25 protein-coding genes and 1 pseudogene are annotated in these 23,829 nt (G+C 67.0%); 13 read left to right on the plus strand and 13 right to left on the minus strand.

Going from position 1 to position 23,829, the window contains the following annotated elements; translation table 11 throughout:
• The first annotated feature begins 395 nt into the window (after positions 1-395).
• Both OG453_RS00660 and OG453_RS00665 read left to right on the plus strand, forming a co-directional pair.
• Positions 396-1,046: a hypothetical protein gene (locus OG453_RS00660; protein ID WP_266863388.1), complete on the plus strand. Its 651-nt coding sequence runs from the start codon at positions 396-398 to the stop codon at positions 1,044-1,046.
• Positions 1,043-2,155, plus strand: coding sequence for a hypothetical protein (locus OG453_RS00665; RefSeq protein ID WP_266863390.1), 1,113 nt, complete (start codon positions 1,043-1,045; stop codon positions 2,153-2,155). The genes OG453_RS00660 and OG453_RS00665 overlap by 4 nt, the downstream gene beginning before the upstream one ends.
• A gap of 644 nt (positions 2,156-2,799) precedes the next feature.
• On the opposite strand, the gene OG453_RS00670 is transcribed toward OG453_RS00665, so the two are convergent.
• Positions 2,800-3,216 carry a hypothetical protein gene (locus OG453_RS00670; RefSeq protein ID WP_266863391.1) on the minus strand — a complete coding sequence of 139 codons (417 nt, stop codon included), beginning with the start codon at positions 3,214-3,216 and terminating at the stop codon, positions 2,800-2,802.
• 241 nt (positions 3,217-3,457) lie between these two features.
• Here OG453_RS00670 and OG453_RS00675 point away from each other — a divergent pair, with 241 nt between their 5' ends.
• Positions 3,458-5,026, plus strand: a complete 1,569-nt coding sequence (locus OG453_RS00675; RefSeq protein WP_266863393.1) for a PstS family phosphate ABC transporter substrate-binding protein — start codon at positions 3,458-3,460, stop codon at positions 5,024-5,026.
• Between the two features lie 105 nt (positions 5,027-5,131).
• Positions 5,132-5,290, plus strand: a pseudogene (locus OG453_RS45310) (DUF4345 family protein); the annotation flags it as partial.
• Positions 5,291-5,455: 165 nt separating this feature from the next.
• Here the strand turns inward: OG453_RS45310 and OG453_RS00680 are convergent.
• On the minus strand, positions 5,456-5,665 hold the full coding sequence (locus OG453_RS00680) for a DUF397 domain-containing protein (protein WP_266863395.1): 210 nt from the start codon (positions 5,663-5,665) through the stop codon (positions 5,456-5,458).
• Positions 5,662-6,513, minus strand: coding sequence for a helix-turn-helix transcriptional regulator (locus tag OG453_RS00685; protein ID WP_266863397.1), 852 nt, complete (start codon positions 6,511-6,513; stop codon positions 5,662-5,664). The genes OG453_RS00680 and OG453_RS00685 overlap by 4 nt, the downstream gene beginning before the upstream one ends.
• A 168-nt stretch (positions 6,514-6,681) precedes the next feature.
• Between OG453_RS00685 and OG453_RS00690 the strand changes: the two genes are divergently transcribed.
• Both OG453_RS00690 and OG453_RS00695 read left to right on the plus strand, forming a co-directional pair.
• Positions 6,682-7,113, plus strand: a complete 432-nt coding sequence (locus tag OG453_RS00690; RefSeq protein ID WP_266863399.1) for an ATP-binding protein — start codon at positions 6,682-6,684, stop codon at positions 7,111-7,113.
• A 1,186-nt stretch (positions 7,114-8,299) separates the two neighbouring features.
• Entirely contained in the window at positions 8,300-8,659 is a 360-nt protein-coding gene (locus OG453_RS00695; protein WP_266863400.1) for a hypothetical protein, read from the plus strand.
• Between the two features lie 31 nt (positions 8,660-8,690).
• On the opposite strand, the gene OG453_RS00700 is transcribed toward OG453_RS00695, so the two are convergent.
• The 9 genes from OG453_RS00700 to OG453_RS00740 all read right to left on the minus strand — a co-directional run bounded on the left by OG453_RS00700 (position 8,691) and on the right by OG453_RS00740 (position 15,447).
• Entirely contained in the window at positions 8,691-9,149 is a 459-nt protein-coding gene (locus tag OG453_RS00700) for a pilus assembly protein TadG-related protein (protein WP_266869657.1), read from the minus strand.
• Between the two features lie 2 nt (positions 9,150-9,151).
• On the minus strand, positions 9,152-9,580 hold the full coding sequence (locus OG453_RS00705) for a TadE/TadG family type IV pilus assembly protein (protein WP_266869658.1): 429 nt from the start codon (positions 9,578-9,580) through the stop codon (positions 9,152-9,154).
• Positions 9,581-9,615: 35 nt separating this feature from the next.
• Complete coding sequence (locus OG453_RS00710; protein WP_266863402.1) at positions 9,616-10,068, minus strand: TadE family protein; 453 nt, start codon at positions 10,066-10,068, stop codon at positions 9,616-9,618.
• Positions 10,069-10,105: 37 nt separating this feature from the next.
• A complete protein-coding gene (locus OG453_RS00715; protein ID WP_266863404.1) occupies positions 10,106-10,357 on the minus strand; it encodes a hypothetical protein in 252 nt (83 codons plus the stop codon).
• 82 nt (positions 10,358-10,439) lie between these two features.
• A complete protein-coding gene (locus OG453_RS00720; protein WP_266863406.1) occupies positions 10,440-11,375 on the minus strand; it encodes a type II secretion system F family protein in 936 nt (311 codons plus the stop codon).
• Complete coding sequence (locus OG453_RS00725) at positions 11,372-12,433, minus strand: type II secretion system F family protein (protein ID WP_266863408.1); 1,062 nt, start codon at positions 12,431-12,433, stop codon at positions 11,372-11,374. Before OG453_RS00725 ends, OG453_RS00720 begins: the two co-directional genes overlap by 4 nt.
• Positions 12,434-12,440: 7 nt before the next feature.
• Positions 12,441-13,751: a CpaF family protein gene (locus tag OG453_RS00730; RefSeq protein ID WP_266863409.1), complete on the minus strand. Its 1,311-nt coding sequence runs from the start codon at positions 13,749-13,751 to the stop codon at positions 12,441-12,443.
• A complete protein-coding gene (locus OG453_RS00735; RefSeq protein ID WP_266863411.1) occupies positions 13,748-14,689 on the minus strand; it encodes a hypothetical protein in 942 nt (313 codons plus the stop codon). The genes OG453_RS00730 and OG453_RS00735 overlap by 4 nt, the downstream gene beginning before the upstream one ends.
• A gap of 17 nt (positions 14,690-14,706) precedes the next feature.
• The gene (locus OG453_RS00740) at positions 14,707-15,447 is read right to left on the minus strand and encodes an RcpC/CpaB family pilus assembly protein (RefSeq protein ID WP_266863412.1); all 741 of its coding nucleotides are present in this window, start codon (positions 15,445-15,447) and stop codon (positions 14,707-14,709) included.
• 569 nt (positions 15,448-16,016) lie between these two features.
• Here OG453_RS00740 and OG453_RS00745 point away from each other — a divergent pair.
• The 7 genes from OG453_RS00745 (at position 16,017) to OG453_RS00775 (ending at position 23,025) form a co-directional block, all read left to right on the plus strand.
• Entirely contained in the window at positions 16,017-16,901 is an 885-nt protein-coding gene (locus OG453_RS00745) for a trypsin-like serine protease (protein WP_266863413.1), read from the plus strand.
• 314 nt (positions 16,902-17,215) lie between these two features.
• Positions 17,216-17,893: a hypothetical protein gene (locus OG453_RS00750; protein ID WP_266863415.1), complete on the plus strand. Its 678-nt coding sequence runs from the start codon at positions 17,216-17,218 to the stop codon at positions 17,891-17,893.
• A 112-nt stretch (positions 17,894-18,005) separates the two neighbouring features.
• Entirely contained in the window at positions 18,006-18,689 is a 684-nt protein-coding gene (locus OG453_RS00755) for a hypothetical protein (RefSeq protein ID WP_266863417.1), read from the plus strand.
• Positions 18,690-18,785: 96 nt separating this feature from the next.
• Positions 18,786-19,727, plus strand: coding sequence for a hypothetical protein (locus OG453_RS00760; RefSeq protein ID WP_266863419.1), 942 nt, complete (start codon positions 18,786-18,788; stop codon positions 19,725-19,727).
• Between the two features lie 225 nt (positions 19,728-19,952).
• Complete coding sequence (locus OG453_RS00765; protein WP_266863421.1) at positions 19,953-20,282, plus strand: hypothetical protein; 330 nt, start codon at positions 19,953-19,955, stop codon at positions 20,280-20,282.
• A 54-nt stretch (positions 20,283-20,336) separates the two neighbouring features.
• Positions 20,337-22,334, plus strand: a complete 1,998-nt coding sequence (locus tag OG453_RS00770) for a DUF6571 family protein (RefSeq protein WP_266863423.1) — start codon at positions 20,337-20,339, stop codon at positions 22,332-22,334.
• Positions 22,335-22,359: 25 nt separating this feature from the next.
• On the plus strand, positions 22,360-23,025 hold the full coding sequence (locus tag OG453_RS00775; RefSeq protein WP_266863425.1) for a hypothetical protein: 666 nt from the start codon (positions 22,360-22,362) through the stop codon (positions 23,023-23,025).
• A gap of 6 nt (positions 23,026-23,031) precedes the next feature.
• Here OG453_RS00775 and OG453_RS00780 read toward each other — a convergent pair whose 3' ends face one another.
• Positions 23,032-23,550 (minus strand): hypothetical protein, encoded by a 519-nt coding sequence (locus OG453_RS00780; protein ID WP_266863427.1) that lies wholly within the window; start codon positions 23,548-23,550, stop codon positions 23,032-23,034.
• Positions 23,551-23,829: the final 279 nt, after the last annotated feature.

The following is a 23,829-nucleotide window of genomic DNA, read 5'->3' on the forward strand; positions in this document are numbered from 1 at the left end:
TCCGACCTTCTTAGGCGATGGTTACGACCTTCCTTCTTAGGCGATGGTACGGAAGCGACGGAAGGTCAAACAGGGGCAGCGGCCCTTACGGGTGCCCGTTTGCACCCGAGTTGCACCGAAGGCCCAACTCGTTCTGCGCGCTGATGAACTGTCGGCCCTCCCCTTTGACCGGACAGGCGACCGCTCTGACCGGGCAGGCGACCGCACACGTCCCCCTCGTCACAGTTCCGGCACGGATTCGCTGCGCCCGCGTAGCACTTGAGGACCGTTCGCTTCCGTCATCACGCCGAACGCGGGAGCCTTCACAGAGCGCACCAGTTCCGGTAACCCGCTCCTGATAATTTCGTCCGGCTTCATTCTCTCCTGCACATGCCGACCTCTGGGGGACTGCAACCGTGGCCCGTCGCACCATGCCCACCGTCGCCGCGCTGGTGACCAGCGCGGCCCTGCTCCTGACCGCCTGCGGGAGCGGCGGGGACGACACATCCTCGGACAAGATCGAGGGGGCGGGACAGGGGTCGGAGAAGCCGGCGGCTTCGGAGTCGCCCGAGGGAGAGGGTCCGGACGTCAGCGTCCCGAACGACCTGAAGCTGGTCTTCGACTTCGCCGAGCCTTCCGACCCGAAGCAGGCGAAGGCCGTCGACAACGCGGCCAACTACATCCGGGCGCTCAAGCACGGCATCGTCCAGCAGGACGTGAACGACCCCGCCTACAAGTACTACTCGGGCGCGCAGGCATCCACGTACGCGAAGACTCAGATCAAGGCGTGGATCGACGGCGGCTGGGTGCCCACGGGGACGGACCGCTACTTCAAGTCCGAGGCCACCGAACTGAGCGGCGGGAAGGCCGTCCTGGTCACCTTCTGCCGCAACCAGGCGAAGTCGTTCAGCAAGGACATCAAGGGCGACAAGATCCACTACAGCAAGGAATCCCTCGACAGCTACCAGAAGTTCAGCGTCCTGATGAGCCCGCCGAAGGGCGCGGACAAGATCTGGAAGGCGCAGAAGGTCGAGGTCCAGGGGAGGGTGAAGGAATGCCGGGGATGACAAGGCCGGGGACCACCATGAACCTTCGCGCACGGCGGTGCGTCGCGGCAGGCGCGGCGGCACTGATCCTGGGGACCGCGGGAACGGGCACGGCGTACGCCGACGACATACCCGGCGGCACCACGAAACCTCCGACCGAAGAACCGTCCGGCGGAGGCGCCGACAAGAACGGAAACCTCTCGGCCGGAGTCTCCTCCATCAAGCTCAGCTACCCCAGCGGCGGGGACGGCGGCGGCAAGCAGGGCAACCTCGCCCCGATCGACCCCAACTGGGAGCCTCCCGCCTGCTGGTACGAGCCGGCCTTCACCTCCGCCGAGCTCAAGAAGTTCGTGGACACGGACGGCGGCGGCGACGTCGGCATCCACGAGTCCTGGTTCGGCAAGGAGCTCTGGACCGACCACTACCGCGACGGCAAACCGGCCGACAACTTCGACCTGCACAAGCCGACGAACAGTTCGGCCGATGGCTACAAGGACTACAACGAGGGCAAGGACGGCCGCTTCTGGCGCGGCGTCGCGCCCGACTCCTCGGACCCCAAGTCCTGGGACTGCGGCCGCATCATGTTCTGGGTCCCGGACGGTGAGATCCCTGACGACCCGAACGCCCCGACACCCGAGATGCTCGCCGAGTACGCCTACGACAAGGTGAAGGTCCCCGACACCGAGGTCGAGCTGAAGCCCGAGGCCAAGTCCACGGTGAACCTGCCGACTTGGGTCTGGCTGGACAAGGGCACCTTCAAGGAGGTCACGGTCCGCGCGGAGCTCCCGAACACCCCGCTGTGGGCGGAGACCACGGCAAAACCGAAGAGCCTCCACCTGGAGCCCGGCACGCCGGACGCGGAGACCTTCCCCGCATCCGGCGAGTGCAAGATCAACGAGGACGGCAGCATCGGCACCCCGTACACCAAGGGCAAGTCCAAGCAGGACCCGCCGTGCGGCATCAAGTACCTCCGGGCCACGAACGGGAAGCCGTACCAGCTGAAGGCGTCCGTCACGTGGGAGATCTCCTGGGAGGGCTCGGACAACGACGGCGAGCACAAGCTGCCGAACGGGACCTTCGAGACGACCCAGGACATGGACGTCCAGGAGATCCAGTCCATCAACCGCTAGCTTCGCCCGGTCGACGAGTCGGATTCCCTTGCACAGGGGTGGATCTCGGCGCTCGGCCTTCCTGCCGGGGAACAGCTCGCCTTCCGTCCCCCGGAGTCCGGGCACAGGACCTGGATCCGCCGTGTCGGCGAGCCGGATCCGGTTCGGGTTCCGGCACCCGAACCGGCCTCCGAAAGCCCCCTGTTGATCCTGTTCGGCAGCTACCGCTCAATGGGCATCGCGCGCGCGAACCCGCGATGTGTCGCCGATTCCCTGGAATCGCTCGCCTTGGCGGATGGAAACGGGTTCATGGCCATCACGGAGTCACTGGATTACGTACTCCAGGTAGACGTGGAAGAGGACGACCAGTCAGTGGGGATCGAACTGGCGGTTTGGGGCGGAACAGGCGTCAGGATGAAGGGGGATACGAACATGGGCAGCAAGGGCAAGAGTGACCTCAGCATTCCGCTCACCGACCTCGAGGACTACGGCAGCCGGCTGCGGTCCATCAGACACGACCTGGGGCCCGGTACACGGAACCGCAGACCATCGCACGCGCATGACTGTCCTGTCTCCTCCGTCGGCATGCGCCGTTCCCGGTCAGCTTACGAGCAGCCGCCGGCCCACTCCCCCGTGGCTCCGTCGGTCCGCGCCCTGAGCAGTTTCTACGGCAGGTGTGAAACAAAGAACTCGAACCGATACTCCTGCTCGCTGACCGCTGCCACCGCGCCGAGGTCGCTCCTCAGGAAGACCCATGAGGATTCCTTGGCCCGGCGGATCGAGGAGAACCAGGCGGGTGGCATCCGGAACTCGATCCACGGTGCGAGGTCGAGATCGGTTAGCAGGAAGGCCGACGTGCGGAAGCTGTGGCGGGTGAGCAGTTCCTCCATCCAGGAGTCGAGACGCTCGTCGGGGACTTCGTCGTTCAGTGTCGCGGCGGGCTCGGCGGACATGCTCCAGAATCCCCGTACGGCCTCCAGAACCGCGTCGGGCACCTCAGCGGACGCCAACGTGTGCGCCGTGACCACCTCGGAGGCAGCACGCAGCATCCGGTCGAGCTCCTGCCTCTCTCGCCGTTCCATGAGCCTGCGCTGCAGTTCACCGACCACATTGCCCCTTGCTTGTAGTAGAGACGGTGCTTCGGCTGAAATTCTCGTTCTCGTAGGGACACCCGCCCCAACAGCCGGTGAACCCCCGGACCTCGCAGGCAGACGGCCGGTGAACTCCCCTTGAAACACGGCCCGTTGACGACCGCTGCCCGCCTCGCCGCTCGTAACTTGGCCACCCGATCAACTGCGTGCAGCCAACGGGGGTCGTACGGCGATGAGTGGTGGATTTTCCTGGGAGTCGGCGGTCGCCGCCCTCGGGCTCGCGATACCGGTTGGTGCCGCCCTGTGGGAGTTCGGGTTCGCCGGGCGCAAGCGGCTCGGCTACCGCGTGCAGATGGACACCACCGCGAAGAACGCGGACACCCATCCGCACGCCGGGGTGCTGCGGCAGATGCAGCAGCACGGCACCTCCCTCATCGACCCGTCCTTCGTCCTGCTCCGCATCCAGAACAGCGGCTGGACTCACATCGACGCCAACGACTATGTCGTACGCGACGACGACCAGGTCGGCATCCGGATCAGTTTCCCCGGCCGCCGCGTCGACGGCATGGTCGTCACCGAGTACAGCCACGACTACCTGGGCCCCTGCTTCGACGGAGCCGCCGGGCTCCGCATGGACAACGGGCTGATCGAGCTGCCCCGTGTCCCCCTCAACCGCGGCACCCACTACAAGGTCCTCGCCGTCCTGGAACGCGACCCCGACTTCCCGGCCGGGCGTAGGTTCCCCGATCCCGATGTCGTCGCCGGCATAAAGGGCGGCGTACGCGGTGGCCGGATCAAGAAGACCGAGAGCCACACCTTCGCGTCGAAGCCCGTGATGGTCTTCATCGCCCTGCTGGTGCTGATCGCCGCCGCCCAGTCCTTCACCACGTTCACCAGGGACGACGCCGCGGCCCAGGCGGCGCCCGTGGACTGCGCCGAGGGCACGCTGACCCTCTCCGGCTCCACCGCCTTCAAGGACGCCGTCGCGGAGGCCGCCAAGCGGTACGTGAAGAAGTGCACGGACGCCAGGATCCCCATCACGGACAACACGTTCAACGGCAGTGTCGCGGGCCTCGACTCCTTGGCGGCCGCCGGCAAGAAGGCCGGCACGGGTAAGGCCGGTGGGGCCGGCCTTCCCGACCGGCTCGCCTTCACCGACGGGGCCAAGGGCGACGGCCGCCCCCAGCTCCTTCCCCGCCCCGTCGCCCTGTCCCTCTTCACCCTCTCCGTCAACAAGGACGCGGGCGTCCAGGACCTCTCCCTCAAGCAGGTACGCCAGATCTACGCGGGCAAGATCACCAACTGGTCCCAGGTCAACGGCAACAACGTCCCCGTCCACCTCGTCAGCCGCCACCCCGGCTCCGGCACCCGCTCCACCCTCGTCAGCCAAGTCCTCGACGACAAGGAGCTGTTGGAGGTCACCTCGGGGGACTGTGCGGGCATGGACCGCAGCAAGCCGGGCCGCTGCGAGGTCGGCGACACCGGCATCCTCCTGGACACGGTGGCCTCGACCCCGGGAGCCCTCGGCCACAGCGAGGCGGGCGCCGCGCTCACCCACGAGGGCCTCAACCAGGTCCGCATCGCGGGCTACCCGGCGACGGTGGAGGGCGCGGACACGGGCGCGTACCCCTACTGGCAGACGGAGTTCGCGTACACCTACGGAGAGCCCCCCGCCGACTCGATCGCGGCAGGCTTCCTGCGCTACCTGACAGAGGGCGCAGGCAAGGACAGCCTCCCGTCCCACGGCCACCGCCCCTGCTCGGAGCTGGAGAAGCCGCTGCTGTGCCGCCCGGTCAGCTGAGCGTTTTACCCCGGGGGTAATTGAAGGCGCACAGGCTTCGGCGGCAGCCTCTTCGCCATGTCCTCTGACCTTTGGATAGGCGTCGCCGCCTTCTTCTTCCTCGGCATGGGCTTCTTCGGCCTCATCGCACCCGCCGCGCTCATCCGACCCTTCGGTATCAAGCTGACCGTCCCGGAAGCACGTGCCGAGGTCCGCGCCGTCTACGGCGGGTTCGGTGTCGGCTTCGGATGCCTGCTCGGCTGGGCCGCTCTATACGCTTCCGGTGATCTGCGACGGGGGATCGCCCTGACGGCCGCGGTGGCGCTTGCGGGGATGGCTCTGGGGCTGGCTTGCGGCCCGTGCGGTGGAGCGCCCGAGGGCGTTCTATCCGGCGTGGTTCTACTTCTGGGTCGAGGCCCTGGGCGCAGCTGGGCTGCTGTCCGCAGCTGTTCAGCTGCCGGATGCGTAGGTCACGAAGTCGCCCCATGCGGTTGGGGCGAAGGCCAGTTGGGGGCCTCGGGGGTTCTTGGAGTCGCGGAGGTGGATGGTGGTGGGGGTGGTGGCTACTTCGACGCAGTCGTCCGTCTCACTGCTGCTGCTGTAGCTGCTCTTGAACCACTCCAGCCCCGAGGCGTCCCCGGCAGAAGCCTTGCGGATCATGTCTCTCCCAGCACTTGCTCGATGAAGGACAGTGACTCCCGTGGCCTGAGAGCCTGCGCCCGGATCATCCCATAGCGCAACTCAAGGATCCTGAGCTGCTTCGGGTCGGTGACAGGGTGGCTGCCGAACGCCCCCTCGGAGCGTCCGACTGCCGTGCCGTCACGGAACTTCAGCACTTCGATCAGGCCTCCCATTCCGGCATGGCTCTCACAGTCGAGCGGCATCACCTGGAAGGTGACACTCCGCAACTGCGCTACTTCCACCAGGTGTTGAAGCTGTCGCCGCAGCACCATTCTCCCTCCGATGGTGCGTCGCAGCGTCGCCTCTTCCTGGACGAAGTGGAGGGACGGCGCAGGCGAACGCTCGAAGATCGCCTGCCTGCCCATGCGCGCGGCCACTCCTCGCTCCAATTCATCTTGCGAGAAGGCAGGCTGCCGCATCTCGAACAGCGCCCGCATGTGCTCTTCCGTTTGCAGTAGCCCATGGACGTTGTGGTTGCTGTACAACCCGATCTCGACCGCCTGCGCCTCCAACTTCGCCAAGTCCCGGGCCTTCTTCGGATACCGGGCCTCCCGCATCTCCTTCTTCATCGCGGAGACAAGCCCACCCGCGCCCAACACCTCGTCCACCTTGTCCAGATACTCGGGACGAGGAATCCGCGCCCCGCGCTCGATCTTCCGGATCAGGTCCTCCCCGTACCCGATGGCCTCCCCGAACTCGCCCACCCGAAGACCCGCCGCCTCCCTCCGCAACTTGAGATGGTGACCCGCCATCTCGACCACCGCACTGATCTCGTCCTCGGGATCAACGTCCCAACCGGGCTCATCCGCCCCGTCGTTACGCTCCACGCCACCACGCCCAACGTCCACCGCACCCACCTCCGACGTGCCGTCCAAGCCCAACGCGCACTCGTACCCACACGTCACCCCGGACAGCCGGGACAAGCACCGGACAAACGCGGTACGCACAGCCCGCACCGCTATTCACGGTACGCACGGACGACCACGCTGAGTGACGTGAACCAAGAAACCACCCGAGCCCAGACCCCCGTACGCCAGTTCACGATCCTGCTGTCCGCCACGCGAAGAGGCGCCCGCCTGGCACGGCTCCTGGCGGGCGAGCAACTCCGCACATGGGGACTACCGTTCGAGACGGCGGAGCAGATCGTCGCCGAGCTGGCGAACAACGCCGCACTGCACGGCCACGTACCCGGCAGAAGCTTCCGACTGGCACTCACGCTCACCGAGACCGACACTCTCCGTATCGAAGTGACCGACGCACTAGCGGACCGTCTCCCACCGGGTAGACCCCAACTCCCGCCGCTTGAGGTGGAGTCGGGCAGAGGCCTGATCCTGGTCGCGGCACTGTGCGACCGGTGGGGTACGGAGCTGAGCCCGGCCCCCTGCAAAACAATCTGGGCGGAAATCGACCTTCCCGAGCCCGCTTGACGGCGGCGTCCCCGCCAAGGGGTGTGAGCGTGCGGGGCGGGGGCTTTGGCAGCCCGGCATCGAGTTGGCGCCGGGGCCGCCCGCTGTTACGAGGTTGGCGGTTCCGGGCCGGCCATCAAGGGCGCTCCGCTGCGCTACGCGTCGGCTTCGCCGATTCCGCTGCGCTCCACCCTTGACACCCAACCCTCCACCGCAGGTGAACGTCGATCGGGCGGCCCAGGAAGCGGGCCTCACGGGACTGCGGGGATGGGTCATCCGGCTTCGCTGCCGGGTGCGGACTGGTTCGTAGCAGACGCCGTCAGATGGAGAGGTGCGCGGCCGGTTCGGGGATGGGTGCCGGTTTCGTCAAGCGTCTTGGCGGCCGGATCTTCCGGTGTGACCGTCACTTGCGAGGTGACCCTCACGCATCACAGGTTGGGGGGGGTGGGGGACCTACTTTGGAAAAGTAGTGTTCTGACACAAGGGGGGCGCGCGGCACTACGAAACGCAACTTTGCCGAAGTAGGTCCCCCACCCCCCTCTCTCCCGGCCACCCGGTCGGGGCCGGTCGGCAGACGCTTGACGAGACCGGCACCGATCCCCGGACCGGCCGCGCACCCCTCCAGCGGGCAGCGCTGCTACGAACAAGTCCGCACCCGGCGCTCAAGCCGGATGACCCGCCGGGTGGTCCCCGAGAGCCCCGCTTCCAGGGCCGCCCGGTCATATGGCTTCGCGCGGTGGAGGGGTGGGTGTCAAGGGTGGAGCGAAGCGGAATCGGCGAAGCCGACGCGCAGCGCAGCGGAGCGCCCTTTACACCCGGCCCGGAACCGCCAACCTCGGGACAACCGGGCGGCCCCGGCGCCAACTCGACGCCGGGACAGCAAAGCCCCGCATCGAGGTTTCCACGACCCGGCCGCCCCGACAACGAGCGGCAGCAAGCGTCGTCGTACGCCGCTGATCGTCGCGCTCGCCGTCGTGGGCGTCCTGGCGGTCGGTGGCGGGGGCGTCGCCGCGTACCAGCTCATGGGGGACGACGGGAAGGAGAACAACTCGGCGGGGGGGGCAAGCAGGGTTCCGGCTCCGAGGCCGGCAGCAAGCCCGGCGGCAGCGACACCGCGTCACCGGAGACGGCGGCCGATGCCCCGAAGAGCGCCGGGTGCCGTCCCGCCGACGTCACCGAACTCAACATCAATGACCTCGAGCTCTACGTGAACCAGAAGTACTCGGGGGCGACCACGGGCCCCCGGATCACCTACGAGGACTGCGCGGCTCCCCTCAGCAGCAACAGCCTCCGCCTCGCCGACGCAAGCGGCGCGTTCAGCGCCACCACCGAGCAGCGCCCCACCCCCAGCGCATGCCGCGACACCGCGCGCGAGGCGAATCTGCCCAACCCCATCCCGCTCAGCAAGATCAGGGACGACTCGGTCCTCAAGGCGAACACCGGCATCTGTGTCGAGTCCAGCGACGGACCCGTCACGCACCTGTGGATCACCAAGGTCAACAAGGAGCCGGAGAACGACAATCTCCGGTCCTACGTGGTGAAGGCCACCCAGTGGAAGCCTGAGTGAAGCTGCGTCGCGGGGTACCCGGTCCGCCGGCTCAGCCGACCGCGTTCTCCGCCACCGCGCGCCCGCGCACCGTCACGTCCCCGCCGTAGAACATCCCGGTGAACACCGGGCTGTAGGTCATCTGGACCTCGACCTCGACCTGTTCGGCGTTGGCCGTCACGCAGTGCGTGGCCGCGACGTCCGCGCCGCCCATGCCCATCTCCGTGGCGAACTGTCTGGCGCGCGCGCCGCAGTTCTCGTAGTTGATGGGCGCGCCCTTGGCACCTTCGTAGATGCCCTCGGTGTCGAGGTCCTGCGCGGCATAGCGCGCGGCCTGTTCCGCTATGTCCGCGGCACGCTCCCGCTTGGAGATGGAAAGGCCGCCGTCGATGACGAAGGCCGAGAGCGTGAGGAAGACGATCGCGAAGATGATGACGGCGCCCGCGCCCGAGCCACGGTCGTCGAGGCGTTCGCAGCGGGCGGCGGCCCATGAACGGATAACAGGGGCGATGTTCACGCCGACCTCCGGTAGGGGTCCAGCGAAGAGCTGAAGCTGGCCTTCAGCGTCGTCTCCATGTCGAGGCCGAGCATGCCCAAGCCCCTTACCCGACAGCTCACTTCCACCGTGAAGAACGTGCCGGACTTGAAGCCCGTGCTCGTCTGGGTGACGCCGATCGGCCCGATGCAGGTGTCCTCCAGGTCGGCCTCCGCCGCCGCCCTGGCCTCGGCCATCGCCGTGCCCCGGTCCTTCTGGATCGAACCGGCACGGGCGGCGTCACGCGCCGCGCCGTCAACGGCCCCCCGGCCGTCGACCAGTTGGCCGAAGGCCACCAGGAGCAGGATGAAGAGAATCATCACGGGTGCGAGGATGACCACCTCGATGGTCGAGAGCCCACGGTCCGAACGCAGGCGGCCCGAACGCAGGCGGCCCGACGCGCGCATCCCGTGGGGGACGGCGCAAGCCCGTACTTTCGCCATCAGCCGCCCTCACCCTCCTCCACGAACCGCTCCACCGGTCCGGACGACTGCGCGCGCACCGTCATGTCGAGACCGGGGAAGACCGACGGCACCTTCGCGGTGATCTCCACACCGACCGTGTTCGCCTTCGGCTCGACCGTCGCCACATCCGGGTTCAGGACCAACTGCGGGCCGAGCTGCCGGATGTAGTCGTCGACCACGTCGCGCGCCTCGCCCCGCCAGCCGCCCGGGTTCTCGTCGGCCGTCGCGCGGGCCTTGCGCGCCCCCGCCTGGGCCGCGGCCTGGGCGACATGGTCCGCGAAGAAGTACAGCGCGAACTGCACCGTCGCGAAGATCATGAAGAACAGCACCGGAGTGAGCAGCACGAACTCGATCGCGGTCATGCCGGATTCACCGCGGGTGGAGGCTGCCTCCACCCTGCGGCGTACCCATCGCTTCACGCACCCGCGCACTCGTCCCCGCCCTCGCTCCCCGGTAACCGATTGATGATCAGCAGGTGCCGTCGGCGTCCGCACCCTCGATGCAGTCCTTGACGTCTTCCGCGCCGCCCTTGAGCGCGCCGTTGATGACGGCGGCGACCACACCGACGATCGCCACGACGACCGCCGAGATGATGACCCACTCGACTGCGGACGCACCGCGGTCGAGCTCGCCCGAGCGGGCACGCTGCACGCGGCCCTGCAGGAAGGTGATCATGAAGTCCAGACCGGAGTTGCCGGTGCTGAAGTTCCGTCCGTTCATGGTGAGTTGTCCTTTCAGGAGTGGGGGGAGGGACCCGGATCACTGCCGCCGTCGGCAGGTCCGTCCATCGCCGTGAAGATCGCTAGACCTGGAACACGCGCATTGCCGCCGGGAAGATCAGGAAGACAAGGAAGCCGGCACACAGCAGCAGCTGTGCGACGAGCATCGACTGGGATTTCTCGCCCGCGCTGCCCTCGATCTCGGCCATCTCGCGGTGCCGCATCGTCTCCGCGCGGGAGGCGAGCGACTCGCGCACCTTCGCGCCGTCGTCCGCCACCAGGCCGAGCGAAGCCGACAGGTCCTTGAGCTCTTCGACGCCCAGCTGCTCGCCGAGTGTGCCGAGCGCCTGCCACTGGCTGATGCCGGTGATCCGGGCATCGGCCAGCGCGTTTCGGATACGTTGCGTCGCCCATCCGTCGGAGACTTCCGCCGCCGCCATCAGGGCCTCGGGGAGGCCGCGGCCGCCCGCCAGGCTCATCGACACCAGGTCCAGATAGGCACCGATGACGCGACGCAGGTCGCGCCGCTTGTCCGCGGCGTCGCGCCGGACCTCGAGGTCGGGAAGGAAGAAGAAGAGAACGCCGAACATCAGCGCAAGCCAGACCGGGATGATCGGGCTGCTGCCGACCCCCAGCGTCCAGATGATGGCGAACATGAACGGGCCGAAGAAGATGCCCGTCGCCGCCAGCAGTGTCTTCGTCGCCAGGAACTTCTCCCAGCTGCGGTCGAGCACCGCCAGGTCGGCCCGCAGCGAGCGCTGTTCCCAGCCCTGCTGGAGATAGAAGTCGGCGACCCGCGCGCCCACCCGGGCACGCGTCGAGTTCATGCGGCCGGAGCTCTTCTTGTCGTCGCCGGACGGTGCGCGGTTCGACTCGTAGGCCGCGCCCCGCGCACGCATCGCGTCGATGCGCGCGACGGTCGCGACCGCACTCCGCTTGGACGGCATCAGGGCCCGTACGAGGGCGAAGATGCCCAGGCCGAGGATGGCGCCGATCACTATCGGCATCGTCAGGTTCATCGACGTACCCCCTCCGGATTCGCATGGCCGCCCTGCCCGGGGTGACCCGGCTGGCCCGGCTGGCCCGGCTGCCCGTACGGACCGCTCGGGCCCGTCAGCGGCGCCTGCGCCTCACCGGCACCGGGAGCCACACCCGCCCCAGCCCCCCGAGGCCGCACAAACTGCACCCCCGGCTCATCCCGGATCAGGAAGCGATCCGGCGTCTCCACCGTCGACAGCTTCCGCAGCCACCAGAAGCCGAGCGCGAACAGCGCGCAGACGCAGGCGAGTACGAGCTGGCCGACCGGCGTGCCGTACGGCGAGACGAAGTCCCGGTTGAAGATCGAAAGGCCGAGGACGAACGCGATCGACACCGCGACCACGATCTGCACCGACCGCCGCGTCGACGCCCGCTGCGCCATCACGCGCTGCCGCATGTCGACCTCTTCACGCGCCGACTTGGCAAGCGCGCCGAGCACCTGCCGCAGACCCGGACCCCGCAGCTTCGCGTTCAGGATCAGGGCGGCGACGATGATGTCCGCCGACGCGTCGTCGATCTCGTCGGCGAGGACCTGAAGGGCCTCGGGAAGCGGGGTACGAGCCCGCAACCGGTCCACCAGCGCGTCCAGATGCGGACGAAGCACCGGCGCGGCCGCCCGCGCCGAAGCGGGGATCGCCTGCTCCAGGCCGACCGCGCCCGCGATGGTGTCGCGCAGGGACTCCGTCCAGGCGGCGAGGGCCTCGACGCGCTTCATCTGGGCGCGCTCCTCGGCCGCACCCCCGAACAGCTTGTCCCAGAAGAAGACGAGGATGCCGGACGCGATGCCCGCCACCGCCCAGCGGGTGAGGAGGAGGACCACCAAGCCGACGCCGATGGCCAACGAGCCGCGCTGCCCGGCGAAGCGGATGAGTTCACTCATCCGCTCGCTGGCCTTCTGCTTCTCGTGCTCGGGCTTCACGGGCAGTCCGCGCAACGCGATCGCGAGGACCGCGAGGCCTCCGCCGACCGCGATGCCGCAGCCCAGTGCGTACAGGACGGGCAGCGAGAAGAGGCCGCCCATCGAGCCGAGTGAGTTCATGTCGTGCTCACCCCCATTGCCCGGCGGGGCGGTAGCCGAAGACAGCCAGGTCGTCCATGCAAGCTATCGGCGCGTGCGCGACGACCTGCCCGTCCGCGGCCTCCGCGAAGACCTCGCTGGACAGGACGCGGCCGTCGACGCCGTTGACCTCGCGGACCGAGGTCACCATGCGCTGGAGCTTTCCGCCGGTCTGGTAGTTGTTGCGCCGCTGGATGAAGACGACGAAGTTGACGGCTCCGGCCACGAGCATCTGGCTGGCCTCGATGGGCAGCCGCTCGGAGGCCTGGAGGGCGTACGTCGAGATGCGGTTGAAGACCTCACTCGAGCTGTTGGCGTGGATCGTGGAGAGCGAGCCGTCGTTGCCCTGCGACATCGCGTTCAGCATGGTCACGATCTCGTCGCCGAGCACCTCACCGACGATGACCCTCGACGGGTTCATACGGAGCGAACGGCGCACGAGCTCCGCCATCGAAATGGTGCCCTGGCCCTCGGAGTTGGGCAGGCGCTCCTCGAAGGCGACGACGTTCGGGTGCAGATCGGCGTACTGGTCGAGACCGAGTTCCAGGGCTCGCTCGACGGTCACCAGACGCTCGTGCGGCGGGATCTCGTTGGCGAGGGCACGCAGGAGCGTCGTCTTACCGGCGTTCGTCGCGCCCGCGATCATGATGTTCTTGCGGGCCCGCACCGCGCACGCCATGAAGTGTGCGACCTCGGGCGTCACCGTGCCGTTGCCCACCAGGTCCGACATGAAGACCTTGCCCATGCGGGCACGTCGGATGGAGAGCGCGGGGCGCCGCGTGACGTCCATGACGGCCGACAGACGCGAGCCGTCGGGGAGCCGGAGGTCGAGCTGCGGGTTGGCGGAGTCGAAGGGGCGGGAGGAGAGACCGGAGTAGGCGCCGAGGATCTGGATGAGCTCGATGAGCTCCTCGTCCGTCTCGGCGACCGGGTCGCCCTTGACCTCGCGCCCGTCGGCGTATCCGACGAAGACCTGGTCGTACCCGTTGATGTCGATGTTCTCGACGTCGGGGTCGTCCAGGAGCGGCTGGAGCCGACCGACGCCGAAGAGCGCGGCGTGCACGGCGGCCGCGTACTTCTCCTCGGTCTCGGCGTCCAGCGGGGTGCGCCCGGCGTTGATCTCTATCCGGGCGTACTCCTCCAGGATCTGGGCGATGACGGCACGGGCGTACTGCCGCTCGTCCTCGCCCGACATGGGGGTGACACCGGAGACCTGGTCGAGACGGCGCTGCTCGGCGATGCGGTCACCGGCGTCCTGCCGGAACCGCTTGACGAGCTGGTGATCGACAGGAACGCTCATCGGCCGGCCCCGTGCGTGCCGGCCCCGTGCGTGCCGGCCCCGTGCGTGCCGGCCCCGTGCGTGCCGGCCCCGTGCGTGCCGGCCCCGTGCGTGCCGGCCCCGTGCGTGCCGACGCCGTGCGTGCCCGCGGCCGGGTTGGCCCAGGCGGCGCCGTACTGCTGGTACAGGTCGACGGTCACCTTGCGGGCGGAGCGGATCAGCATCGACTTGTCGAGCCGGCCGCGCTTGCGTCCGGCCAACTGGTCGGCGCCCGCCGGGTCGTCGGCGAGCGTGCCCACGACGCGCGCGCCGGTCTGCGCGGCCATCAGCATGTCGTTGACCTGGTGGACGAGCTTGGCGGACGTCGAGGGGTCCGCGATGAGGAGTACGCCGATGAGCGGGGTCGCGAGTGACGCGGCCCCACGGGATCCGCCGTGCAGCTTGGCGGACAGGGCCGCGGCACGGTCGCGCACGCGGGCGATGGCCTCGGGCTCGGTCCGCGAGACGAGCAGCACGAGGGCCGCCTGCGGAAAGAGCTCGACGGCAGGGGTGTCCCCACTGACGCGACCGCAGTCGGCGATCACATCGGCGGGGGCGTGCGGCGAATCGGCGAGCTGCGAGAAGGCACGCCCGAGGGTGGGCCAGAGCCCGGCGAGCCCGGCGGCCTGTTCAGCGACACCAAGCCCCACGAGCACCTCGAGCCCACCGGCCAACGGCTGCGTGTGGTCCCACAGTTGGTCGGGAACGAGCCCCCTGCGCGCGGTGGCGGCGATGCTGAGCATGCCGGTGTTCGGGTTGAGCGGTCCGCCGTGCGCGGCGGCACTGCGGTAGACCAGGTCGCCGCCGGCGGGGTCGGTCTCCGCGACGAGGACGCGCCGGGGCCAGACGGCCGCCAGTGCGACGGCCGCGGTGGTGACCCCGGGAGACCCCTTGTCCGCGGCGAGAGCAATGAGCGCCATGTCTCTTCTACTCGCCTCTAGTTGCCGTTGGGAGACACTTGGACGAGAGAGACCTGCCCCGCGGACGCGGCCCTGGTGACGGCGGCGGCGTCGGCGCTGTCGACCAGGAGCGTGACGCCGAGGGCGCCGGTGCTCACGGTCGCGTCGCTCTTGTCGGCGATGGAGCTGACGCGGGCGGCGGCGACGATGGGGCTGTCGCTCGTGCCGCCACCGGATCCGGCGGAGCCGCCGGTGTCCTTGTCGTTGGACCCGGATGACGCCGAGTCGCCGACCTGGTAGACGTCCACGGTGTCGCCGGTCTTCAGGCCGTCCGCCGGGTACTGCCCCTCCTTGAGGGAGACGCCGACGGCCGACTTGCCCGCGGGCAGCCCGCTCTTGCTGGAGAACATCTCTCCGACGGCGACGGCACCCTTGGGGATGGTGTTGGTGGCCTTGAGCTTCTTCAGCCCGTCGACCTGGCTCCACTTGACGTAGTTGATGCCCGAGTCCTCGGCGACCATCACCGAGGTGACGTTGCTGTCGTTCACGGACTCGCCCGCCGGGATCTCGTTCGTGATCTTCACGACCTCGATACGTTCCCCTGCGCGCAGCACGAGAACGGTGGCGCCGAGGGCGCCGATGAGGATGAGCAGAACGGCCAGGGCGGCCAGTGCCGGTTTGCGCTCGCGAGGCGGCGCGGGAAGGCGCTCACCGACCGCTGGCTGAACCGGCGCGGCAGAACGGCCGTTGCCCGCCCCCGTACGCTCTTGGATCTTCACGCAACTGCTCCCCGCACGCCCAAGAAGATTCGGTCATTTTCAGACACTCGCGACTCTCTCGCCCGCCTCGGGCGGGCTATTCAGCCCCAGGCACAGTGTCAAGTCATCGCACCGTATCAGCAGCACATAAGCCCCTCAAGGCGCGCCAAGGCTGCCGGAGCCCGCACCCCTCATCGTTATCCACGCGCAATCCACGCTCCATGGTTCCCACGCATTCCTGGAACCTCTGGAGAGGCAAAGATGTGCGTACGCGAATAGACGCCCTTTGCGCAACGGGCGGCGCAGGGCGCGGTGATGAGGAACACCGACCGATCCGTCTCTGCCGGACCGCTGTTCCTTCAGCCGCACGGATGACGCCGGAAGAGGCGGGGCCGGTTCCCTGAGGGCGGTGGGTTCTTTGAGGGCGGCTGGCTCCCTGAGCGCGGATGCCAATGAACCCCGGCCCCTTGTCCCCCGTCTCACAGTCCGGCGCAAGGACCGTGCGGCAACGACTCGTTGAACAAGCGGGCAGCAGCGGCATGGCCCCGCGCCGGAAACTCCTGCTCACACGAAAGAGAAATTCAACCCCCATGAGACTTTCCTTTCCCTCACGCGCACGACGCGGCTCGCGCAAGACCGTGGCGGCGACCGGTGTAGCCACAGCGGCCCTGGCCCTGGTGGCCACGGGCACCCCCGCGCACGCCATCATCGGCGGCACCGAAGTCTCCAACGACGCCTACCCCTTCATGGTGGCCGTCATGGACAAGGGCCAGGGCAGCGCGCTCGACCGCCAGTTCTGCGGCGGCAGCCTCGTCACCGCGGACACGGTGATGACGGCGGCACACTGCCTCGTCGACGACGCGGGCAAGCCCGTGAGCCCGAAGAAGCTGCAGGTGGCGGTGGGCCGCACGGTCCTCTCCTCCGCCGGCCAGGGCCAGGTCCGCAACGCCGCGCAGGGCGGCGTGGTCGTCCACCCCCGCTACCTCAAGGGCCAGGAGGCGTACGACGTAGCGTTCATCCAACTCAGCAAGCCGGTAAAGGGAATCAGCCCGATAGCCCTCCCCACCCAGGGCACGGACGCGCTGATCCGCCCGGGCCAGAAGGCGACGGTCGCCGGCTGGGGAAACACGGACACGGAACTCCCCAACACCCCTGACCGCCTCCGCGAGGTGAAGGTCCCGATCCTCTCGCACGCGGAATGCAAGACGAGTTACGGGGAGTACGACTCAAAGGTCAACTTCTGCGCGGGAGTTGAGACGAAGGACTCCTGCCAGGGCGACAGCGGCGGCCCCATCTTCCGCCACGTCCCCGGCCGTCGGGCCCCCATCCAGGTGGGCGTCGTCTCGTACGGCGAGGGCTGCGGGGCGCAGGGCGCTCCGGGTGTCTACACGTCGGTTAGCTCGTCGAAGCTGTGGAAGACGCTGGATGAGTCGGCCGGGGGGAAGAAGATCAAGCGGGGGATGAACCGCCGCTGATCTGCGGCTTGATCCGCCACTGATCCGCCGACCTGATCGCGCGGACGGGAGAGCCTCGCCCCCGGCGGCGGGGTTCTCCCGCATCAGCCATCAGCCGCGCGCGGACCTGCTTCGTATCACCACAAACGGAATGTACGGGGTGCGGGGAAATGGGCCGGTGGTCCTTTCCCTCTCTCCCCATTGTTCGCCTTTTGGGCGAACTGTTCTCCCTGGCGAGACCTTCACTACTCAGTGCAGTGAATCCTGGTGAAACCATCGACCACTTCAGTAGCGTCAGGTGGCGTGAAGAACCCTCGCCCCACCGGGAGTCCTACGTGAACCGCAGTCGAGTCCTGCCTGCCGCCGTCTCACTGACGGCTGCCGCTGCCCTCCTGCTCACTGGATGCGGGGGTGACGACGGCGACTCCGGGAAGGACAAGGCCGCCGGGGGCGCAGACGCGAAGAAGAGTGCCTCGCCCAGCCCGAAGAAGAGCGAGGCACCTGCCATCGAGCGGCCCGCGATGAAGTTCCCCTCCGATGTGCGGCTCGTCTTCGAGAAGAGCGAGCTGACCGATCCGGACCAGGCCGCCGCGCTGAACGACGCCCAGAATTACGCGCGTTCAACCGTGTACGGAATCGTGAAGCAGGACCCGGAGAACGCCGCGTACAAGTTCTACTCGGAGCCGGGCAGCGATGCCCGCGAGTACGCGAAGTCCCAGATCAGGAACCATTCCTCGGCCGACTTCAGCGTCACGGGCGAGCGGTCCCACAGCGACGCGAAGGTGCAGCCTGGCGGGGGCGCGGACAAGAAGGGCATGGTCGTCACCTTCTGCTCCGACGAGAGCAAGATGAGCGGCAAGGATCTCCGGACAAAGGAGAAGATCCCCTTCGAACCGGGCCCCAAGAATTACTGGTTCTGGCGGATTGAGATGGTCCCCTCGAAGAGCACCGACGGCCTCTGGCTCGCTCAGAAGGCCAAGGTCAAGGACGAGGCCGAGCAGTGCCGCCGCTGAGCGGTGTTCTCCGGTCGGAGTCGGCAGAGAAGAAGACGACTCTGGCGAAACCGCTGGCCCCTTCAGTACCGTCTGATGGCATGCAGAACCGTCGCCCCACCGGGAGTCCTAAGTGAACCGCAGTCGCACCCTGCCCGTCGCCGCCGTTTCGATGGCGGCTGCCGCTGCTCTCCTCCTGACCGGGTGCGGGGGCGGGGACAGCAAGGATTCGGGCGGCGACAAGATCCCGGGGGCCGGTTCCGGTGACACCAAGAAGAGCGCTTCTCCGAGCCCTGACGCCGGCGGAGCCTCGGACATCGACCGGCCGGAGATGAAGTTCCCGTCCGATGTTGATCTTGTCTTCGACAAGATCAACCTGTCAGACCCGGACCAGGTGGCGGCGCTGAACGACGCCCAGAATTACGCGCGAGCCATTGAGTACGGAATCATCAAGCAGGATGCGGACGACGCCGCGTTCAAGTTCTATTCGGAGATCAGCAGCCCCGCGCAGACGTACGCCAAGAAGCAGATCAAGGACCACATCGACGCCGGTTACACGGTCACCGGTGAGCGCCGATACACAGACGTGAAGGTCCAGACCGTCACGAAGAAGAAGACCATCGCCGTCACCTTCTGCACCAATGACAACAAGCTCTTCGGCAAGGAAGTCAAGACCAAGAAGGTGCTCCGCACCAAGCCGAGCATCAAGGACTACTCCTCCTGGCAGATCTCGATGACTGCCGCCAAGAGCACCAAGGGACTGTGGCGGGCCGACCTCATCAAGGTGGAGGGCGAATCTCAGCAATGCATGGGATAACGGGGACGACAGGAACAACGGGGGACAGGTATGCGTAAGCCACTTATAGTGTCGGCTGTTTGCGGCTCACTCGTCCTGTTGGCGGGCGCTCCCGCCATGGCGGCGGACCCCGTCAAGACCGACAGCCAGGGATCCAAGGGGCCCGATCGCACGGTCGCCGCCCAGGCCAAGATCACCTACAAGACCACCGGGACCTCCCCGGGCGGCGGCACGGTCACGTCGGTCGACCCCAATTGGACACCGCCGCCCTGCTGGTACGCCCCGGAGTGGAAGGCCGGCGAGTTCGCGAAGTTCCGCGACCGGCTGTACTTCACCGCGAGGCACGACCCCGGCGCTCCACGGGATGCCCTGAAGGACATGTCCGACGAGAACCAGGCCTACGCCAAGGACAACTACAACATCGACAAGGAGAAGGAAGGGATGTGGTGGGGCGCCCAGTTCAGCCCCGACGCCACCGTCGCCGAGCAGTCGAAGTGCCTTGATCCCCCCTTCTGGGTCGAAAACGGCGAGATCCCGGACGTCCCGAACGCCATCAGCCCGGAAATCCTCGCCGAACTCGCCTACAACCAGATCAAGGTCCCCGGCACCAAAGTCTCCCTCGCCCCCGACGGCCCCTCCAAGGTCAATCTCCCCACCTGGGCCTGGCTCGACAAGGGTGACTTCAAGCCCGTGTCCGTGACCGCCTCGCTCGACGCCCCGGGGCTGCACATCGAGGCGACGACCGTCGCGAAGCCCGTCGCGCTCAGCATTAAGCCCGGTACGGAAGACGCCACGCTGCACCCCGCCTCCGGCAAGTGCGAGATGAACGACGACGGTTCGATCGGCGAGCCGTACGCAAAGGGCAAGTCGGAGCAGACGCCGCCCTGTGGCGTCACCTACCAGCGCTCGTCGGGCAACGGCACGTTCAACCTCCAGGCCACCGCCACCTGGGAGATCACCTGGACCGGCACGGGCGGCGCGGGCGGGGACCTGCCCAACGGCGAGTACGGCAACGACCAGCCGATCACCGTCGAGGAGATCCAGTCCATCAACCGCTGAGCGGACAACACAGCCACGATGCGGGCACGCTGCAAGCACCACGCGGCACTTCGCGCAGAGGGGCCCAACGGGAAGGCGACAACCCCCCGTTGGGCCCCTCTACCTTTCCGCAATGCTTCCCGTCGCAAAGATGGCGAAACTACATACCTCAACGCGCCCTGCAACAGAGAAAGCTTTCACCATTCCAGCCCCCGTGCAATGATTAACTGTTGCGAAGGGAGAGGTGTGGGGGATAGCGACAAAAAGCCCAAGGTGGACAACCCAGACAGAGAGCGCCTGGTGGGCTTGAAGCGGGAACTTGAGAAAGAGCGGGACAGTCTTGTCGGCGCATTGAAGCGGGCCGCCGAAGACATCGGTAAAGGTGGAGCGAACTCCAAGAAGTCATGGGTGGGAACGACAGCCAACAAGTGGCACAGCGATGTCGCCGGGCATCGCAAGACGGCACGTATGCGCATCGACAAGGTTCTCGCCGACATTCAACGCGAAATCGACCGAATGCCGGAAAAAGTCACACCTGAAGAAGCCACATCGATGAACCGGAACAGGCGCCTCTAACTGGGCAGTTCAGCGATACCTGCATATCTCACAAGCGAGAGGAAACAGTCCGGCATGGTCAGTGCAGACAACCCAGGCCCTTCGGGTGTCTTCTCGGGCATCGACCCGGACGCCCTGAAGGGGACGATCGAGTCCATTCGGCGTGATCACGAGAAGCTCTCGGACAGGGCGGGCTACTACAAATTGCAGCTCGCCTACTACGGAGTGGGCGCCGATGAACTCGCGGATGTCCTGCGCGTGGCGAACTGGGCGAGTGACGAACTGCCGCTTCTCAAACGGCGCTACCACCTGTCCATGAAAATGGACAGCGTGCCGTATCCCGGTGGCAAGGGCATGGTCCAGATCAACGAGGCGAGCGTGACGCGGGCCGCCAACGCGGCTGCGGCGAAGGATGCTAAGCGTGCTGCGAAGCTCGCCAAGAAGGACCCTGAAGACCTCACTCCCAAAGAGTTCGACGAGTTGAACCGGCTCTTCGCGACCAACCATGACGAGTACCCCTTCGCCGAGAAGTTCGCGGCCGCCCTCGGGCCCAAGAAGACACTGCAGTTCTGGGAGCAGGCGAGCCGCCTCGGCGACGACCCCGGGTACGGCAGAAACTCGGACTTTGAACGCGAAAGCGATCTCGATGATCTGCAGCGAAACCTCAGTTTCACCATCGCCCAGGCCACGAACTCCGGCACTCCAGCCATGAATCGCTGGAAGAAGGAGATGATCGAGCTCGGCAGCGAGCCGGTCAGGGAATCCGGTCCCCCTCCTCACGGCGACTCCGGTGGCCCCAAGGGGTTCGTCGTCATGAGCAACCTGATGCGCTTCGGGGATTATGACGACAAGTTCCTCTACAGCTACGGAAAAGCCCTCGTCAAGGAGGACAAGTCGGTGATGGAGGGCCCTGGTTCGGGTTGGACCGGCTGGAACGCAGACGACGGCACGCTCAACCACATCGGAAACGATATGGGCGCCGACCCGATGACCGGGTTCATGAAGGCTCTATCCAACAGCCCCGATGCGTCTACCGAGTTCTTCACCGACAAACAGAAGGGCGCCGACGGCAAACCCGAGTCCAACTTCAAGTACCTTTTCGAGGAGCGCGAGTGGCAGGACGACAGCATGGAAGGCAAGGAGAGCGTGACCGGCCGCAACTCGATGGCCTGGGCGCTCGAGGCTGCCACGACGGGCCACCGCCCTGGCGAGCCGGCCACTGCCGATGACCTGAAACACTCCAAGGAGCAGGCTGCCCTGTTCTCGGATGTGGTCAAGTCGGTGTCCGAGGACCAGGACCGGCTGCGCGATCACGCATATATGTCGGACAGCTTCGCGAACGCAGCCGCTGAATACATGCCGGATCTGCATCGCGGCATGACCCCAGACAAGTCCCTCGGAAGCCAGCTCTTTCCGACCTTGGGAGCCGTCGCCAAAATCGATAACTACGACGCCGCGCGATTCCTGCATACGGTAGCCCGCAACGAGGAAGGATACGACACCCTTAACATCTCCCAGCACGTATATGCCGCGTCCCTGATGGAACAGCAGGCAAAGCATCCTGACACCTATCCGCTGAACACCGATGAGACCATCAGTCAAATCTCCTACGATACCGGCCTCTTCCAAGGCGTCATCGGAAAAGCTCGGCATTTCCAGGCCGACGAGAGCGATGCTGACGCAGCCGCGCGAGATGATGCGTGGAAGGGACACGTGAGCACGTGGGGTGGTTCTGTTGTCGGCAGTGCGGCAGGTGTTGCGACGGCACCGTTCAGTGGCCCCGGGGGTGTCGTCGTGGGCGGCCTGGCAGGGACGGCTTCGACGAAGATCTTCGATGGCATCATTAATGGGTTCGGCGATGATGGCGGGAAAGAAGCGAAGGAGCAGGTTTACCAGAACGTGAAGGAAATGGATAAGGTCGAGTATTCGGTAATCCTGACCTCTCAGCATGCGGTAAAGGAGGCTACCGGCTCCGAGGCTGCCGAGTCCCGAGCCGGTGGTGATACCAGCAAGGGATTTCGTGATGCAGGTGATCTGATCAGAGATAGTAATGCCACCGTATCTGTCATCTAGTTTGAGAGCGATGAGGTGACCTTCCTTGACCGAGCCACATGACCGCAAGCATTCCCGTAAGTCCCGCGTCTATGGCCTGGTCGCTGCCGCTGGCACTGCTGCTGTCGCCACCGCTGTGAGTCTTGCCTACTACTTCGGCGCATTCGACTCGTGGACCCGCGAACGCATACAGGCAGATGAAGTCTGTCGCAACCTGAACGACAAACAGTCAGCAGCCGACATCTTTAACTCCGCGCTACCGCCATCCAGCCACTACGACCTGCGGGAGAGGTTTTCAACCGACACAGGTTGGCGGTACCGCATTAATTGTGGAGTGGACGACGGTGATAACCGGCTTCTGAGCCTGACCGCCCACACGTTCACCGCCCCGTCCCAAAAAGTGTGGGAGGACGAACTGCTGCCACCCCTCAAAGGCAAGGCCACCTACTTCGACGCCGGGGTCAGGGGCGTCTCGACACCAGGTGTGGCCGGGATCTATGTACCTTGCTATAGGAGCGGCAGGAAGGACGCACTACCGAACACCGATCTGAACGTATATGCCCTAGCCGTAGAACCCCTCCAAGGCTCTGACAAGGAAAACCGGCAGCAACTCATCGACCTGGCCCTGGACTTCGCCCACACCGCCCACAAGCAAGCGGATTGCGACCGCCCCTCAAAGCTCCCGGACCGAGTAACCGCCCCAGACGTGTGACCGCCATCAGCGGTGGCTGCTCGAACTCCGCCGCACAGTCGGGAGCGTTCCGCCGGCAGTGGGGCAGGTCAGCCGATGGAGCCCCAGTCGCGGCGCGGCCGGGGCAGCACGCCTCGTACGCCTCGCACGCCTCGCACGCCTCGCACTCCCCCGCGGCAACCGCGCCGACACCCACAGGCCCATCAGTCCACCGACGATCGCAGGCATCACCAAAGACCCGCCGAACCCCAACGTGAACCAGCCCTCGTCTTCCCCGCGCCCCAGCTGACGCACGCCGGTGACGAGGAGCGCCACGACCAGAACCGCCCAAGGCAGCACCCACGGCCAGGGGTTGGGCTCCGGCGCCGGTTCCGCGCGGCGGCCCGGAGAGAAGGCGGCGTACCAGTAGCGGGCGCACCACCAGGCGACGACGAACGCCGACACCGCACCGGCCCCGAGCCCGACGCGCGCAAGCCCGCCGATCGCACTGTTCACGGCCGCGGCCGTGAGCCCCACCCCCATCGCGAGCATGAAGACGAACAGCATCGTGCCGACGACCAGCCGGTACCGACGGCTGCCATCGAGTGCGGGGGGGGAGAGACGAACATGCGGAGCGCCCTAGGTAGGCGGGCCCGCTCCGGCCACACACGGCCCCTATGAAGCACATCCGGCGGCACCATCGCCCGCCCGCCCTCTACTTCGTGGTGAACGGCCTCACCTTCACCGAGCCAAGGCCGGGCCACGCGCCAAGTGCCGGGCCCTTTTCGGTGATCGCCGGGACGCCATCGGCCACCATCCCGGCGCCGATCACTGCATTCACCCCAT

Source organism: Streptomyces sp. NBC_01381 (assembly GCF_026340305.1).
Lineage (GTDB): Bacteria > Actinomycetota > Actinomycetes > Streptomycetales > Streptomycetaceae > Streptomyces.